Below are 14,795 nucleotides of genomic sequence, written 5' to 3'. Positions count from 1 at the left end.
CATCGCGGCGACCTCGTGCGGCTGGCGGTCCAGCTGGGCCCTCGTCACGGGGCCATCCTTCCCTACCGCTCCGGGCGCTGCGCGGCGCCGTCCAGCGCGGTCTGCACCTGGGACTGGGCCCTGCGCATGCCGGCGAACCAGCGCTCACGGTCGGCGACCCGGCGCCGCTCGAACTCGGCGGCCTCCGGATGGGTCAGCACCAGGAATCGGCCCTGCTCCAGCTGCTCGACCATCGACGCCGCGGCCTCGCCGACGGGCAGCACGCCGAACGCGGCGACCGAGGCGCCCTCGAGGGTGCCCAGACCGGCCCGCAGCAGCTCGGTGTCCACCCCCATGGGGCACAGGCAGGACACCTCGAGGCCCTGGTCGCCGTAGGTGATGGCCAGCCACTCAGCGAAGGCCAGAGCCGCGTGCTTGGTCACCGAGTACGGCGCGTTGCCCAGGTTCGTGAGCATGCCGGCGGCGCTGGCCGTGGTCACGAACGCGCCGCCTCCGCGGGCCAGCATGCCGGGGACGACCGCCCTCGCCGCGTACACGTGGGCCATCACGTTCACCGACCAGGCCTGGGCCCACACCGCGTCGTCCGCGTCGAGACCGCCGCCGGCCCCCACCCCGGCGTTGGCCACGAACACGTCGATGCGGCCGTGCTCCAGCTCGGCCCCCACCACCAGGCCGGTGACCGCCGCCGGGTCGGCGACGTCGCAGGCCACCGCCGAGAACCGGGTCTGCGGGAACCGCTCGGCGAGCCCCGCCACAGTCGTGCCGAGAGTGACCTGTTCGACGTCGCCCAGCACCACGGCGGCGGCACCCTTCCGGGCGAACTGCTCGGCGAGGGCGGCTCCGATGCCGCGCGCCCCGCCCGTGACCACGACGACCGAACCCGGGATCTCCATGGCGCGAGGGTAGGCCAGACGTCGGTGCACCCCTTGGCCTGCCCCAGGCGGCTGATCGCCGTACCCTGGGGCGTTGTGTCCACCGCCCCTGCGGTCGCGCCGACCGTCGTGCGCACCCGTCCCGTCGACGACCCGGTCGAGCTGATCTCCCGGGCGCCGACGGACGGCCTGCTGGCCTGGGTGCGTGACGGCGAGGGCATGGTGGCCTGGGGTGAGGCCGCCCGCGTCGAGCTGATCGGACCGGAGCCGTTCGCGGCTGCCGCCGCATGGTGGCGGGAGTTCAGCGCGGCCCTGGTGGTCGACGACCCGGTCGGCGTCCCGGGGAGCGGCGCGATCGCCTTCGGGTCGTTCGCGTTCGACCAGCGAACGGCGACGTCGGTGCTCGTGGTCCCCCGGGTGGTGCTCGGCCGCCGGGGCGACCGGGCCTGGCTCACGGTGGTGGGCGACTCCAGCGCCAACAGCCACGTCCCGGCGCCGCAGCCGACCCGCGTCCCGACCGGGGTCCGCTACGCCGAGGGCGCGCTGACCGCGCCGCAGTGGCAGTCCGCGGTGAGCGAGGCGGTGCAGCGGATCGTGGCCGGGAAGCTGGACAAGGTGGTGCTGGCCAGGGACTTGCTGGCCACTGCGGCCGGCCCGATCGACCCCCGCCACCTGCTGGGCCGGCTGGCCGAGCGGTACCCGACCTGCTGGACCTTCTCCGTCGACGGCCTGCTCGGGGCGACGCCGGAGCTGCTGGTCCGCCGGCTCGGCGACCGGGTGACCTCGCGGGTGCTCGCCGGGACGGTGTCCCGAGACGGCGACGACGTGGTCGACGGCGAGCTGGCCGACGCGCTGCTGGGCTCGGACAAGGACCTCGAGGAGCACGAGCTGGCGGTGCACTCGGTGGCCGCGGCGCTGGCGCGGCACTGCGCCGACCTCGACGTCCCGGAGCGGCCGCGGGTGCTGCGGCTGGCCAACGTGCAGCACCTGGCCACCGACGTGACCGGCCGGCTGACGGGTGACGCCGGAGCGCTCGACCTGGCCGCCGCGCTGCACCCCACCGCCGCGGTCTGCGGCACCCCCACTGAGGTGGCCAGGGAGATGATCCGCGAGCTCGAGGGCATGGACCGTCGCCGCTACGCCGGCCCGGTCGGCTGGATCGGCACCAACGGCGACGGCGAGTTCGGCATCGCGCTGCGCTGCGCCGAGCTGGCCGGCGACACGATGCGGCTGTTCGCCGGCTGCGGGATCGTGGCCGGGTCGGACCCGGAGGCCGAGCTGGCCGAGGCACAGGCCAAGTTCGTGCCGGTGCGCGACGCCCTCGAGTCGGAGGGCTGACCGGTCCGACAGGTGCTGGTCGACGCCGACAACCTCGACCCGGCCCGGCTGCGCCTGGTGGCCGCCGAGCTGCACGACGCGGGACCTGAGGTGCGGGTCGTCGTGGCTGGGCACCCGGCCCGGCTGGCCGCCGTCCGGTGGCCGGAGCACGCCGTCGTGGTCGAGGCCAGCGGCTGGCAGCACGCCGACGTCACCCTGGCCGCGGCCTACCAGCCGGACGACGGGCCGCTCGTGCTGGTCAGCGGCGACGGTGACTTCGCGTTGCTGGCGCAGCGACACGAGGGGCCGGTGCTCGTGGTGGCCCCCGAGGCGGGCCGGTCCGCGCGGTACCGCTCGACCGGCGCGGTTCTCGACCTGGTGCACGAGGGTCCGCAGCGGCTGCGTGACTTCCTGGCCGCCGAGCCTGGCTAGCTTCGGCTAGCTGCGGACCGCGGCGGCCACCGCGTCGCGCAGCGACTGCTGCAGCCCCCGCGCCGCCGAGCGGTCGGTGCGCAGCTCGACGACCCGCAGCCCGGCCCTCGGGTCCAGCGCCGCAGCCACCAGCTCGTCGGCCGTGGCGACGCGGGTGAACGGGGTCCCCGTGGCGCCGCACAGGGCGGCCAGGTCCGCCCCGTGCGGGGTGCCGAAGACCCGTTCGAAGGCCGCCTCGTGCTCCGGTGCCCCGGGCTCGAGCAGCCCGAAGATGCCACCGCCGTCGTCGTTGACCACGACGAGGGTGAGCTGCGGCCGGGGCTCGTCCGGCCCGAGCAGCAGCCCGTTCGCGTCGTGCAGGAAGGTGAGGTCGCCGATCACCGCGAACGCCGGACCGCCGCCGGCCGCCTGCCAGGCCAGCGCCGCCCCCACGGCCGTCGACACCGTGCCGTCGATGCCGGCCGCACCCCGGTTGGCCAGCACGGTCACGCCGTCGCGCGGGGTCGCCAGCATCAGGTCACGGACCGACGTGGAGGACCCGGCCACCAGCAGCGACCCGGCCGGCAGCGCGGCCACGAGCGCGCGGCCGGCGGCCGCAGCGACCGGTCCGGCCGCCGCGGCGAGCACCCGCTCGAGAGCGCCGGTCGCCGCCGCGTCGGCCGCCAGCCAGCCCGGCAGCCAGCCGTCGTCGAGGTCTGGGTGGTGGGCCTGCTGCGCGGGGACGTCCGGGTGCACCCGGCGGGCGGTGCGGGTCGGGTCGGCCCACCGCGCGGTGGGCGCGACCACTTCGACGACGACGTCCGGACGGCGCAGCAGCGCGAGCACCTGCCGGTGCAGCGTCGGGCGGCCCACGAGCAGGACGGCGTCCGGGCGCAGAACGTCGACCAGCCCCGGCACCCCTAGCAGCAGGTGGCCCGCCGTCAGCGCGTTCGGGCCGGTCCGGGCGTTGCCGCTGGGCTCGGACAGCACCGGCCAGCCGCGCGCCTCGGCCAGCCTCACGGCCGCGGACCCGACAGCCGGGGGCGCGTCACCCACGACGACGAGGGTGCGGGCCGGCCAGTCGTCCGCCGCAGCGGCCGGGGCCGAAGCGGTGGGCGCGAGGGCGGTCCAGGCCGACCCGTCGGCCCGGCCGTCCAGCGGCTCGACCCAGGCGCCGTCGGCGTCCGGCACGAGCGGCTCGCGCAGCGCGACGTTGAGGTGCACCGGCCCCGGGTCGCGGGTCAGCCGCCCGGTCGCGGCCACCAGCGCCCTGGCCGTGAGCGCCCGCCAGTAGGCCACCTGGCCGGGTCCGTCGTGCGGCGCCCCGACCTCGTGGAACAGCCGCACGGCCGACCCGTACAGGCCGACCTGGCCGACCGTCTGGTTGGCGCCGGTGGCCCGCAGCTCCGGCGGCCGGTCCGCCGTCAGCAGGACCAGCGGGACGCCGGCCTCGGACGCCTCGAGGACGGCGGGGTGCAGGTTCGCCGTCGCCGTCCCCGAGGTGGTGACGACGGGCACCGGACGGCCCGACGCCTTGGCCAGCCCCAGCGCGAGGAACCCGGCCGAGCGCTCGTCGATGCGCATGTGCAGGCGCAGCCGCCCGGCTGCGTCGGCCGCGTGCAGCGCGAACGCCAACGGCGCCGACCGGGACCCGGGTGAGAGCACCGCCTCCCGGACGCCGCCGCGGACCAGCTCGTCGACGAGGACCGTGGCCAGCGCGGTCGAGGGGTTCACTCGGTGCCGCCCGTGCCGCGCCAGTCCGCCTCGGAGTCCACGGCGCCCATCCTGGCCCGCCACCGGCCAGCCGTCTCGTGGTCCGCCGCGGCCGCCGCGAGCAAATGCGCCGTCGGCTCGGGGCGGCGCACCCGCAGCGCGCCGTCGACGGGCACGAACGGGTCGGGCACCAGGTCCCCTCGGAGCAGCTGGGTCGTGGCCAGCCCGCAGGCGAACGGCAGCTCGGGCAGCGCGGCGGCCAGCGCCACCCCGGCGGCCAGGCCCACCGACGTCTCCAGGGCCGACGACACGACCACGGGCAGGCCGCTTCGCTCGGCCAGCTCGAGGCAGGCGCGCACCCCGCCCAGCGGCTGCACCTTGAGCACCGCGATGTCCGCAGCCGCCAGCCGGGCCACCCGTAGCGGGTCCTCAGCCCGGCGGATCGACTCGTCGGCCGCGATCGGCACGTCCACCCGGCGGCGCACCTCGGCCAGCTCCTCGACGGTCCGGCAGGGCTGCTCGACGTACTCCAGGCCGACCCGGTCGAGCAGCCGGATCAGCCGGACGGCGGTGTCGACGTCCCACGCGCCGTTCGCGTCGACCCGGATCTGGCCGTCCGGGCCCAGTGCCGCGCGCACCGCCTCGACCCGCTCGAGGTCGGCGCCCTCGGGCTGGCCCGGCTCGGCCACCTTCACCTTGGCCGTGCGGCAGCCGCCGGAGGCGCGCACCACGGCCATGGCCCGCTCGGGGCCCACAGCGGGCACGGTGACGTTGACCGGCACCCGGTCGCGGACCGGGGCCGGCCAGCCGAGGTCGGCGGCCTCCCGGGCCGCGGCCAGCCACGGCGCGCACTCGGTCGGCCCGTAGTCCCAGAACGGGGAGAACTCCCCCCAGCCGGCCGGGCCCTGGAACAGCACGCCCTCGCGCACGGTGATGCCGCGAAAGCGCGTCCGCATCGGAATCGCGAACGTGTACACGGGCGCCATGCGCCTATCCTCGCGGACGTGATCTCCGAGCTGTTCGACGCCACCGCGTGGCGCGCGGTCGAGGGCTTCGACCTGACCGATGTGACCTACCACCGGCACCATGCCGACGGCCTGGACCAGGGCACCGTGCGGATCGCCTTCGACCGGCCCGAGGTGCGCAACGCGTTCCGCCCGCAGACCGTCGACGAGCTGTACCGGGTCCTCGACCACGCCCGCATGACGCCGGACGTGGGCTGCGTGCTGCTCACCGGCAACGGGCCCTCCCCCAAGGACGGCGTCCGGGCGTTCTGCTCGGGCGGCGACCAGCGGATTCGCGGCCGCGACGGCTACCGCTACGCCGACGGCGACACGGCCGAGTCGATCGACCCGGCCCGGGCTGGCCGGCTGCACATCCTCGAGGTGCAGCGGCTGATCCGGTTCATGCCCAAGGTGGTCATCGCCGTGGTGCCGGGCTGGGCCGCCGGCGGCGGCCACAGCCTGCACGTGGTGTGCGACCTGACCCTGGCCAGCCGCGAGAACGCCCGGTTCAAGCAGACCGACGCGGACGTCGGCAGCTTCGACGGCGGCTACGGCTCGGCCTACCTGGCCCGCCAGGTCGGCCAGAAGGTGGCCAGGGAGATCTTCTTCCTGGGCCAGGCCTACGACGCCGAGACGGCGGTGCGCATGGGGATGGTGAACGCGGCCGTCCCGCACGAGGACCTGGAGCGGGTCGCCCTGGAGTGGGCCGCCGAGGTCAACCGCAAGAGCCCCACGGCGGTGCGGATGCTGAAGTACGCGTTCAACCTCGCGGACGACGGCCTAGTCGGGCAGCAGCTGTTCGCCGGCGAGGCGACCCGCCTGGCGTACATGACCGACGAGGCCGTCGAGGGCCGCGACTCGTTCCTGCAGCGACGCGCGCCCGACTGGAGCCCGTTCCCCTGGTACTTCTAGCCGTGCGCACGGTCACCGTCCCGAGCGGGCCGGAGGTCGTCGACGCCGTCCTGCCGGCCCTGGCCGCGGCGCTGGCCGGCGGCCCGCCGCTGCTGCCGCTGCCGCCGGGGCCGCCCGCGGTCGTCGAGGCGCTGCTCGCGGCCCTGCGGCCGGACCGCACGGTCGAGGATCCCGAGGTCGCCCTCGTGGTGCCGACGTCGGGGTCGACCGGCGAGCCCAAGGGCGCGCTGCTCACGGCGGCCGCCGTGCGTGCCTCGGCGCGGGCCACCCACGACCGGCTGGGCGGGCCGGGCAGCTGGCTGCTGGCGCTGCCGCCCACGCACGTGGCCGGCCTCATGGTGCTGGCCCGCTCGCTGGACGCGGGGACCGAGCCGGTCGCGGTGGACCGCACCGGCCGGTTCGACCCCGACCGGTTCGCGGCGGCGGCGGCCGGGCTGCCCGACGACGCACCGCGGTACGTGTCGCTGGTCCCGGCCCAGCTGCGGCTGCTGCTGGACGCGGGCACCGACCTCACCGGGTTCGACGCCGTCCTGCTCGGAGGGGCGGCCGCCGCCCCGGCGCTGCTGGACCGGGCTCGCTCGGCCGGCGTCGCCGTGGTGACGACCTACGGGATGAGCGAGACCTGCGGCGGCTGCGTCTACGACGGCGTGCCGCTGGACGGCGTGGAGGTGGGCATCGACCCGGACGGCCGGATCCGGCTGGGCGGGCCTACCGTGTTCCGCGGGTACCGGCTGCGCCCGGACCTCACGGAGGCGGCGCTCGACGGCGCCGGCCGGCTGCGCACCGGCGACCTCGGCCGGCTGGACGCCGACGATCGGCTGCACGTGCTGGGCCGGGCTGACGACGTGATCGTCACGGGTGGGGTGAACGTTCCGGCGGCGGCCGTCGAGGCGGCCGTGGCCGCCCACCCCGCGGTCGGCGCGTGCGTGGCGGTCGGCATCCCGGACGACGTGTGGGGCGAGCGGGTGGCCGTCGCCGTCTTGCCAGAGCGTGGCGCCGACCCGCCGGACCTGGCGCGGCTGCGCGCCTTCGTCGCCGACCGGCTGGAGCCGGCGGCGCAGCCGCGCGTGCTCATGCTGGTCGAGGCGATCCCGCTGCTGCCCTCGGGCAAGCCGGACAAGGACGCGGTGCGTACGCTCATCGGCGGTACCGACGAGCAGGAAGGCCGCTGATGCCCACCGTCGCGCAGTGGGTCGAGGGGGCCCGGCCGCGGACCCTCCCGGCCGCCGTGGCCCCCGTGCTCGTGGGCACCGGCGCCGCGGCGGCCGCGTCGGCGGCGGTGCTGTGGAAGGCGGCGCTGGCGCTGGTCGTCGCGCTGGCGCTGCAGGTCGGCGTGAACTACGCCAACGACTACAGCGACGGCATCCGCGGCACCGACGCGGACCGGGTCGGGCCGTTCCGGCTGGTCGGCTCGGGATCGGCCCGGCCGGCGCTGGTCAAGGCGGCCGCGTTCGGGTCGTTCACCGTCGCCGGGGTGGCCGGACTGGTGCTCGCCGTGACCACCGCATGGTGGCTGCTGCTGGTCGGGGCCGCGTCGGTGGCCGCGGCCTGGCTGTACACGGGGGGGCCACGGCCGTACGGCTACGCCGGCCTCGGCGAGGTGTTCGTCTTCGTCTTCTTCGGGCTGGTCGCGGTGGTCGGCACCGCGTACGTGCAGGTCGAGCGGCTCACTGCGCTCGCCTGGGTGGTGGCCGTCCCGGTGGGGCTGCTGGCGGTGGCCATCCTGGTGGCGAACAACCTGCGGGACATCCCGTCGGACCGGGTGGCCGGCAAGCGGACCCTCGCCGTCCGGCTGGACGCCCCGGACTCCCGCCGGCTGTACGTGACCTGCGTGGGCGTCGCGCTGCTCGTGCCGGTGCTGGTCGCCGTCCGGGGGTACCCATGGGCGCTGCTGGCGCTGGGCGGGGTCGCACTGGCCGTGTCCCCCGTACGGACGGTGCTGGCCGGTGCCACCGGGCGGGACCTGATCCCCGTCCTGCGTGACACCGGCCGGCTCCAACTGGTGTTCGGGTTGTTGCTGGCGGTGGGCCTCGGCCTCGGCTGAGGCCGACCGGGTCAGGCTGCGATCAGGCCAGCCAGGGCAGCCGCTTGACGAAGCTGAGCGACTCCCACCAGCGGCCCAGGCCCCACGTGCGACCGGCCATGAGGAGCATCAAGGTGATCATCACCACGCTGTAGATGATGTGGTCGTCGATGATCGGGTTGGCGCCCGCCACGGTGGCACCGCTCGCGTCGGTGTACTTGGCCCACGGCGCCTCGGCCAGGTACATGAGGAACAGCAGGAGCGACCCGCCGACGGCGGCGAGACGCATGAAGATGCCGAGGATGAAGGCCACCCCGACACCCACGAGCGCGAACATGAACAGCCAGTTCCAGAACGCGGTGGGGCTCTTGTCGGCCATCCCGTTGAACGTGCTGGCGAACGGTCCCTGGGGGTTGGTGCCGAACTTCAGGAAGCCGTACGTCGGGCTGCCGTCGCCGGTGCCGAACACCCAGGCCGCCGCGCTCTTCGTGGTGTAGCCGGGCCCGAAGGTCTTGTCCAGGAACGCCCACTGGAAGGTGCATCCCAGCAGGATGCGCGCGACCGCGCCCCACCCGCGCCAGGCGCCCGAGGGGCGAAGTCTCGATACCACGACTGACCCGCGGTCTCGTTCGCAGGAGCGGCCGCGGGTGTCTTCGACTGAACTGTCGTGAGTAAACCTCTCGCGTCCATGGCCGCGTGGCTTGCGGCGACGCCAGCCCGGTGGCAAGGGTCCGCGGGGTTGCGAACTCGATGAGTAGGGCCTCAACCGGCCGCGCGGGTCGGTCCCAGGGCCGGAGCGACCGTGCGTGAGGGGACCTACGTCCCGGTGGGCTCGTCCGGAGAGCTCTCGGAGGGGTGCTCGGCCCGCCGTGCGTCGTCGGCGGCGTCCTCGGCCGTCGTCCGATCGTCCAGCCTGCGCTTGAGCCGGCCACCGGTCTCGACCACGGCGGCCGACATGGCGTCCCGCTGCCCGGACAGCAGCACGAAGCTGAGCAGCCCGGAGACCAGCAGCGCGAGCGCGAGCAGCAGCAGCCCACGGAAGCCGACCAACCAGAACACCCCGGTCGTGGCCACGAACAGCAGGATCCGGGAGGTCGAGTAGATCAGGACGGGGCTGGGTCTCACCCGTCCATTGTCCCCGACGCCGGCGGCGCCGCCGACCCGGGCAGCGGCCGGCCCTGCCAGCGGGTGGAGATCACCACCGTGGTGCGGGTCCTGGCCACACCCGGCACCCTGCGCAGTGCCCGCAGTGCCCGATCCAGCGCGTCGACGTCGGCCACCCGGACCTTGACCACGAAGGTCTCCTCGCCGGCCACCAGCCAGCAGTCCTCCACCTCGGGCACCAGCTCGAGCTGGACGGCCACGTCCTCCTGGTCGGCCGAGTCGGTCTGGTGGATGCCGACGAGCGCGACCATGCCGAGCCCCAGGGCCGCCGCGTCGACCGACGCGTGGTACCCGGTGATCACCCCGGTGGACTCCAGCCGACGCACCCGCTCCTGCACGCTCGGAGCGGACAGCCCGACCTGACGGCCGAGCTCGGCCCAGCTGGCCCGGCCATCGGCCTGCAGGGCGGCCACCAGCGCCCGGTCGGTCGCATCGATCCGGACCGCACGGTCCTTCTCTCGCTCTTTCATCGACCCGTCCCGTCATCGTGCCTCAGATCACAAGGAACTCTAGCGACCTAACCTTCGTTTCACGGTAAGTTTGACGGCGAGCACCGATCCAGCAGGGAGCACCCATGTCCCTGATCTCGTTGGAGATCGCCCGCGCCCGCGTCGACCAGCTGCACCGCGAGGCCGAGCGGTTCCGTCGCGGCCGCTGAGCCCTCGGCGACCCCCGCACGCCTCTCGACGTACCCTGGCCGGAGTCGTCGACCTGGGTGGGAGGTACCGAGCGCCGTGAAGCTGGTGCTGTTCCTCGCCGCCGCCGGGTTCATGCTCTGGTCACTCATCGACCTCGCACAGACGCCCTCCGCAGAGGTCCGCACGCTGCCCAAGGCGGTGTGGGCCGTGGCCATCGTGCTGGTCCCCGTGCTCGGCTCCTTCGGCTGGCTGGTCCTCGGCACGGGGACCGACCGCGAGGACCCGGGACCGGGCCGCGGTGGGCGGCCCCGACCGTTGGCCCCTGACGACGACCCTGACTTCCTGCGCCGCCTCGACGAGCAGCGCCGCGAGCACCCCGACGGCGCCGGCTGAGCAGACCGCCCCACCCCGGCTCACCCCCTCGTCAAGGTGGTGGGTTTGCGCCGGCTACTTGTTCGGCAGCCCGCCGTAGGAGTGCAGGCCGGTGAAGAAGATGTTCACCCCGAAGTAGTTGAAGAGGAACGCGGACAGCCCCAGCAGCGCGATCATGGCCGCCCGGCGGCCCTTCCAGCCGGCCGTGGCCCGCGCGTGCAGGTAGCCCGCGAAGACCACCCAGGTGACCAACGCCCAGGTCTCCTTGGGGTCCCAGCCCCAGTACCGGCCCCACGCGTTCTCGGCCCAGATCGCCCCGGCCACGATCGCGAACGTCCACAGCGGGAACACGAACGCGAACAGCCGGTAGGCCGTGCGATCCAGCTGCTCCGACTCGGGCAGCCGGCGGGACAGCGAGTTGGAGATGCCGCGCCGCTCCCACCGCTCCTGCAGCAGGTACAGCACCGTCACCGCGCCACCGAGGGTAAAGATCCCGCCCGAGATGATCGCGGCGGCCACGTGGATGACCAGCCAGTACGACTTGAGCGCGGGAACCAGCGGACCGGCGTCCACGTAGAGCACCGTGACCGCGAGCCCGAGCGTGAGCAGCACCGGGACCACGATGAACACCCCGAGCAGCCGGAGCACCGGGCGCCGCCACACCGCGATGACGTACGCACCGGTCACCACCAGCGCGGACGCCAGCGAGAACTCGTACATGTTGCCCCAGGGCGCCCGGCCGGCGGCCAGCCCGCGGAACACCACGGCCGCCAGCAGCAGGACGAACGACAGCACCGTGAGCGCGAAGCCGATCCCGCCGAACTTGGCCGACCGGGTGGACTCCGGCAGGTCCACCTCCGACGGCTCGGCCACGTCCGGCGTGTCGACGTCGACGGGAGCGGCGCCGGCGCCGACCGCCGCCGCGACCGGGACCCGGTGCACCGTGAGCCTAGACGTCCTGGCCACCCGGCCGCGGTCGCCGAAGGCCAGCTCGGCGGAGAACGCGAGCAGCGCCAGCGTCAACGTCGCCATCGCCGAGTAGACGAGGTCGTTGGACAGGTAGGCGAAGGTGTGGGCGGTCACCGGTACTCCTCGATCGGTTCGCGTGCGCCTGGTGCTGCCTCGTCGGGAAGGTCCGAGCGCAGGGCGTCGACCTCGGACTCCAGCCCGCCCGCCTCGGTACGGGCCAGCCCGCCGATCTCGACGAGGGTAGTGCCCTCGTCGTCCGCCGTCGCGCGCACCCACACCCTGCAGCGGGGCACGAACAGCGACAGCAGCAGCCCGGCGATGGCCACGACGACCGAGCCGAGCGCGATCCCCTTGCCGGGGTCCTGGGCGATCGACAACGCGGCGTACTGCTTGATGCCGTCGAAGGTGATCGTGCCGAGGCCGTCCGGCAGGGTCCACGACTCCCCCGGACGCATCGCCTCGAGGCCGACCCGCGTCATCCGGCTGACGTCCAGGCGGTAGACCGACTGGGCCGCGCCGGTGTCCAGCCCGAGGTCGCCCTTCCACAGCGACAGGAACAGGGCCGGGTCGTTGGCCGCGGGGAACGTCGACAGCGGCCCGCGGACCGGGTCGATGGACGCCGTCGGCAGGAAGATGCCCTGGAACCCCAGCTGGGTCGGGCGGGCGTCCGGCGCCTTGATCACGCCGGTCGAGGTGAACATGCCGTCCCGGGGCAGGAAGGGGACGGCGTCGGAGAACACCACCCGGCCCTCGCCGTCACGCACCGTGACCACCGGCGCGTACCCGTGGCCCACGAGGAACACCTTGGTGCCGCCCACCACCAGCGGCTCGTTGACCTGCACGACCTGGCTGCGCGGGGTCGCCGTGGGCGAGTCCTGGACGGTCACGTCCGCGGTGAACGAGCGCGGCGCGCCGTTCTGCTTGCCGCCCTCCTGGTAGCTGGCGCTGAACTTGTTGAGGGTGAACGAGAACGGGTCCAGCCGCTGCGGGTTGGCCAGCGGTCCGGCCGAGAAGGAGTCGTAGCGGGTGACCGTGTTGGCGAAGCCGCTGCCCTCCACCACGATCGCGCTGCCCCTGGTGCCGTACAGCGCGCCGATCGCCACGCCGACGAGCAGCGCGACGAGGGCTAGGTGGAAGACCAGGTTGCCGGTCTCCCGGAAGTAGCCCTTCTCGGCGGCGACCGAACCCACGAGCCGGTCGACTCGGAACCGCCGCCGGCGCAGGGACCGGTGAGCAGCGTCCAGCACCTCCTGCGGCGTCGCCGTCGTGGTGAACGACCGGGTCACCGGCAGCCGGGACAGGTTGCGCGGCGAGGCCGGCGGCCGAGAGCGCAGCGCCCGCCAGTGCAGCCGGGTCCGCGGGACCACGCAGCCGATCAGCGAGACGAACAGCAGCAGGTACACCGCCGCGAACCACGGGCTGCTGTAGACGTGGAACAGCGACAGCCGCTCGAACAGCCGCCCGAGCGCGCCGTGCCGGGAGATCCAGTCCGCGACGTCGGCCGGTGCGTTGCCCTGCTGGGGCAGCAGGCTGCCGGGCACCGCTGCGAGGGCGAGCAGGAACAGCAGCAGCAGGGCGGTGCGCATCGAGGTGAGCTGCCGCCAGGCCCAGCGCAGCAGCGAGCGCGGGCCGAACCCCGACGGCGGCTGGACCGCGGCCGGCTGGGTGGACAGCGTGGTGCTCTCCAGGAGGACGTCGTCGTTCTCGGGGGTCTCGCTCATCGGCGGGTTAACCGTCATGTCACAGCGCCGGGGTGAAGCCGGAGACCCAGACCTGCAGCTGGACGGTGAGGTCGCTCCAGAGCCCGGTGACCAGCAGGACGCCGAGGGTAACCAGCATCCCGCCACCGAACGTCATGACCGCACGGTAGTGCCGCTTGACCCAGGCCAGCGCCCCGGCGGTCCGCCGGAAGGCCAGCGCCACCAGGACGAACGGCAGCCCCAGCCCGATGCAGTAGACGGCGGTGAGCAGCGCCCCGCGGGCCGCGGAGGACTCGGTGAACGCCAGCGTCTGCACCGCGCCGAGCGTGGGGCCGATGCACGGCGTCCAGCCCAGCCCGAACAGCACCCCGAGCAGCGGCGCCCCGACCAGGCCCAGGGACGTCGGCCAGGTGTGCACCCGCATGTCCCGCTGCAGGCCTGGGACCAGGCCCATGAAGGCGAGCCCGAGCAGGATGGTGAGCACCCCGAGGACCCGGGTGATCACCTCGGAGTTCTGGCTGAGCAGCGAGCCCAGCCCGCCGAACAGCGCCCCGAACGAGACGAAGACCGCGGTGAAGCCCAGCACGAACAGCATCGAGCCGGCCAGCAGCCGGGTCTTGCGGCTGTCCGCGAGGTCCGCGCCGACCAGCCCGGTCACGTACGCCAGGTAGCCGGGGACCAGCGGCAGCACGCACGGGGACAGGAACGAGACCAGGCCAGCCAGCAGCGCGACCGGGATGGCCAGCAGCAGCGAGCCGGAGAGCACGGTCTGGGCGAAGTCGTTGCCCACCCCGAGGTGCAGTCCGGTCATCCCGCGGTCTCCGCGAGCAGCGGGTCGACCAGCGCCATCAGCCGCGGCTGGGTGACCGGGCCGATGACCCGGGCGGCAATCCGCCCGGACCGGTCGATGACCAGCGTGCTGGGCACCGCCTGCGGGGGCAGCGTGTCGGCGAAGTCCAGCAGCAGCTTGCCGTCGCGGTCCACGACGCTCGGGTAGGTCATGCCGATGTTCTGCGCGAACGCCCGCGCGGCCGTGCCGTCGCCGTCCCTGGTGTCGATGCCCACCAGGGTGCCACCCTTGGGCAGCAGGTCGGTGTGCACCGACTGCAGCATCGGGCCCTCGGCCCGGCACGGCGGGCACCACGACGCCCAGACGTTGAGGACCACCACCTGGCCGCGCAGCGACGCGAGGTCGAAGGACTTGCCGTCCAGGGTGGTGCCCTTGAGGGCGGGGGCCCTGACCCGGTCAGCGGCCGGGACCACGAGGATCGTGCCGTCGCCCTCGACGTACCCCTGCTCCGCGGGGCCGGCGGCTCCCGCCGAGCAGCCGGTGAGCAGCAAGCCGAGCGCCACGGCCACGGCCGCGGCGCTGCGTCGGGACAGACGTCGCATCGGTGGATCAGGCCCCCACCGAGAAGCCGCGGCCCTTGACCGGGAGCAGGTCCCGCGCCGGCTGGGTGTAGCTGACGGCGACGATGTCGATGCCGTCGTACGTGAAGGACGTGAGGCTGGCCAGCGAGCACTCGCGGCGGCGCGGGTCGTGCCACAGGTGGCGGCCCTCGACGAAGCTGCGGGTGGTCCAGATCGGCAGCTGGTGGCTCACCAGCAGCGCCTCGTGACCCTCGGCGGCGTCCCGCGCATCGGCCATGGCCGCCAGCATCCGGGCCGCGAGCGAGCGGTACGGCTCGCCCCACGACGGC

17 protein-coding genes are annotated in these 14,795 nt (G+C 74.5%); 6 read left to right on the top strand and 11 right to left on the bottom strand.

Translation table 11 applies throughout. The annotated features are described in order from the left end of the window. Nucleotides 1-62 precede the first annotated feature (62 nt). Nucleotides 63-893, bottom strand: a complete 831-nt coding sequence (locus tag VIM19_00915) for an SDR family oxidoreductase (GenBank protein ID HEY5183476.1) — start codon at nucleotides 891-893, stop codon at nucleotides 63-65. A gap of 75 nt (nucleotides 894-968) precedes the next feature. On the opposite strand from VIM19_00915, the gene VIM19_00910 reads away from it, so the two are divergent. Both VIM19_00910 and VIM19_00905 read left to right on the top strand, forming a co-directional pair. Next, on the top strand, nucleotides 969-2,210 hold the full coding sequence (locus VIM19_00910; GenBank protein ID HEY5183475.1) for an isochorismate synthase: 1,242 nt from the start codon (nucleotides 969-971) through the stop codon (nucleotides 2,208-2,210). A 12-nt stretch (nucleotides 2,211-2,222) separates the two neighbouring features. Then, nucleotides 2,223-2,621 carry a hypothetical protein gene (locus VIM19_00905; GenBank protein HEY5183474.1) on the top strand — a complete coding sequence of 133 codons (399 nt, stop codon included), beginning with the start codon at nucleotides 2,223-2,225 and terminating at the stop codon, nucleotides 2,619-2,621. Nucleotides 2,622-2,627: 6 nt separating this feature from the next. On the opposite strand, the gene menD is transcribed toward VIM19_00905, so the two are convergent. Together menD and VIM19_00895 are read right to left on the bottom strand one after the other, a co-directional pair. Then, nucleotides 2,628-4,334, bottom strand: a complete 1,707-nt coding sequence (menD, locus tag VIM19_00900) for a 2-succinyl-5-enolpyruvyl-6-hydroxy-3-cyclohexene-1-carboxylic-acid synthase (GenBank protein ID HEY5183473.1) — start codon at nucleotides 4,332-4,334, stop codon at nucleotides 2,628-2,630. Further along, nucleotides 4,331-5,299 (bottom strand): o-succinylbenzoate synthase, encoded by a 969-nt coding sequence (locus tag VIM19_00895; protein HEY5183472.1) that lies wholly within the window; start codon nucleotides 5,297-5,299, stop codon nucleotides 4,331-4,333. Before VIM19_00895 ends, menD begins: the two co-directional genes overlap by 4 nt. Before the next feature lie 18 nt (nucleotides 5,300-5,317). On the opposite strand from VIM19_00895, the gene VIM19_00890 reads away from it, so the two are divergent. From VIM19_00890 to VIM19_00880, 3 genes are read left to right on the top strand one after another with little or no spacing between them, the layout of a single operon-like run. Continuing rightward, entirely contained in the window at nucleotides 5,318-6,229 is a 912-nt protein-coding gene (locus tag VIM19_00890) for a 1,4-dihydroxy-2-naphthoyl-CoA synthase (GenBank protein HEY5183471.1), read from the top strand. 2 nt (nucleotides 6,230-6,231) lie between these two features. Next, the gene (gene menE / locus VIM19_00885) at nucleotides 6,232-7,401 is read left to right on the top strand and encodes an o-succinylbenzoate--CoA ligase (protein HEY5183470.1); all 1,170 of its coding nucleotides are present in this window, start codon (nucleotides 6,232-6,234) and stop codon (nucleotides 7,399-7,401) included. After that, nucleotides 7,401-8,273, top strand: coding sequence for a 1,4-dihydroxy-2-naphthoate polyprenyltransferase (locus VIM19_00880; protein HEY5183469.1), 873 nt, complete (start codon nucleotides 7,401-7,403; stop codon nucleotides 8,271-8,273). The genes menE and VIM19_00880 overlap by 1 nt, the downstream gene beginning before the upstream one ends. 22 nt (nucleotides 8,274-8,295) lie before the next feature. On the opposite strand, the gene VIM19_00875 is transcribed toward VIM19_00880, so the two are convergent. From VIM19_00875 to VIM19_00865, 3 genes are all read right to left on the bottom strand, one after another. After that, entirely contained in the window at nucleotides 8,296-8,862 is a 567-nt protein-coding gene (locus VIM19_00875; protein HEY5183468.1) for a hypothetical protein, read from the bottom strand. Nucleotides 8,863-9,068: 206 nt separating this feature from the next. Further along, on the bottom strand, nucleotides 9,069-9,377 hold the full coding sequence (locus VIM19_00870; GenBank protein HEY5183467.1) for a DUF4229 domain-containing protein: 309 nt from the start codon (nucleotides 9,375-9,377) through the stop codon (nucleotides 9,069-9,071). Next, a complete protein-coding gene (locus tag VIM19_00865; GenBank protein ID HEY5183466.1) occupies nucleotides 9,374-9,853 on the bottom strand; it encodes an Lrp/AsnC family transcriptional regulator in 480 nt (159 codons plus the stop codon). The genes VIM19_00870 and VIM19_00865 overlap by 4 nt, the downstream gene beginning before the upstream one ends. 297 nt (nucleotides 9,854-10,150) lie before the next feature. Here VIM19_00865 and VIM19_00860 point away from each other — a divergent pair, with 297 nt between their 5' ends. Continuing rightward, entirely contained in the window at nucleotides 10,151-10,447 is a 297-nt protein-coding gene (locus VIM19_00860; protein ID HEY5183465.1) for a PLD nuclease N-terminal domain-containing protein, read from the top strand. A 54-nt stretch (nucleotides 10,448-10,501) separates the two neighbouring features. On the opposite strand, the gene ccsB is transcribed toward VIM19_00860, so the two are convergent. The 5 genes from ccsB to VIM19_00835 form a co-directional block, all read right to left on the bottom strand. After that, the gene (ccsB, locus tag VIM19_00855) at nucleotides 10,502-11,458 is read right to left on the bottom strand and encodes a c-type cytochrome biogenesis protein CcsB (GenBank protein ID HEY5183464.1); all 957 of its coding nucleotides are present in this window, start codon (nucleotides 11,456-11,458) and stop codon (nucleotides 10,502-10,504) included. A gap of 47 nt (nucleotides 11,459-11,505) precedes the next feature. Beyond that, nucleotides 11,506-13,116, bottom strand: a complete 1,611-nt coding sequence (locus VIM19_00850; protein ID HEY5183463.1) for a cytochrome c biogenesis protein ResB — start codon at nucleotides 13,114-13,116, stop codon at nucleotides 11,506-11,508. A gap of 19 nt (nucleotides 13,117-13,135) precedes the next feature. Further along, nucleotides 13,136-13,906 carry a cytochrome c biogenesis protein CcdA gene (locus VIM19_00845; protein HEY5183462.1) on the bottom strand — a complete coding sequence of 257 codons (771 nt, stop codon included), beginning with the start codon at nucleotides 13,904-13,906 and terminating at the stop codon, nucleotides 13,136-13,138. Further along, nucleotides 13,903-14,487: a TlpA disulfide reductase family protein gene (locus tag VIM19_00840; GenBank protein HEY5183461.1), complete on the bottom strand. Its 585-nt coding sequence runs from the start codon at nucleotides 14,485-14,487 to the stop codon at nucleotides 13,903-13,905. Before VIM19_00840 ends, VIM19_00845 begins: the two co-directional genes overlap by 4 nt. A 7-nt stretch (nucleotides 14,488-14,494) precedes the next feature. Further along, nucleotides 14,495-14,795: histidine phosphatase family protein (locus VIM19_00835; protein HEY5183460.1), on the bottom strand; the 301-nt coding region annotated here is incomplete at its 5' end.

The sequence above is a fragment of the Actinomycetes bacterium genome, from assembly GCA_036510875.1.
Classification (GTDB): Bacteria; Actinomycetota; Actinomycetes; order Prado026; family Prado026; genus DATCDE01.
Note: the sequence above shows the minus strand (reverse complement) of the source record. Positions and strands in the feature narration are given on the sequence as shown.

What these genes read in the sequence shown, in the direction of transcription:
- ccsB (HEY5183464.1), bottom strand. Translation starts at nt 11,458, where the DNA reads ATGGCGACGTTGACGCTGGCGCTGCTCGCGTTCTCCGCCGAGCTGGCC.
- VIM19_00845 (HEY5183462.1), bottom strand. Translation starts at nt 13,906, where the DNA reads ATGACCGGACTGCACCTCGGGGTGGGCAACGACTTCGCCCAGACCGTG.
- VIM19_00880 (HEY5183469.1), top strand. Translation starts at nt 7,401, where the DNA reads ATGCCCACCGTCGCGCAGTGGGTCGAGGGGGCCCGGCCGCGGACCCTC.
- VIM19_00915 (HEY5183476.1), bottom strand. Translation starts at nt 893, where the DNA reads ATGGAGATCCCGGGTTCGGTCGTCGTGGTCACGGGCGGGGCGCGCGGC.
- VIM19_00840 (HEY5183461.1), bottom strand. Translation starts at nt 14,487, where the DNA reads ATGCGACGTCTGTCCCGACGCAGCGCCGCGGCCGTGGCCGTGGCGCTC.
- VIM19_00895 (HEY5183472.1), bottom strand. Translation starts at nt 5,299, where the DNA reads ATGGCGCCCGTGTACACGTTCGCGATTCCGATGCGGACGCGCTTTCGC.
- VIM19_00850 (HEY5183463.1), bottom strand. Translation starts at nt 13,116, where the DNA reads ATGAGCGAGACCCCCGAGAACGACGACGTCCTCCTGGAGAGCACCACG.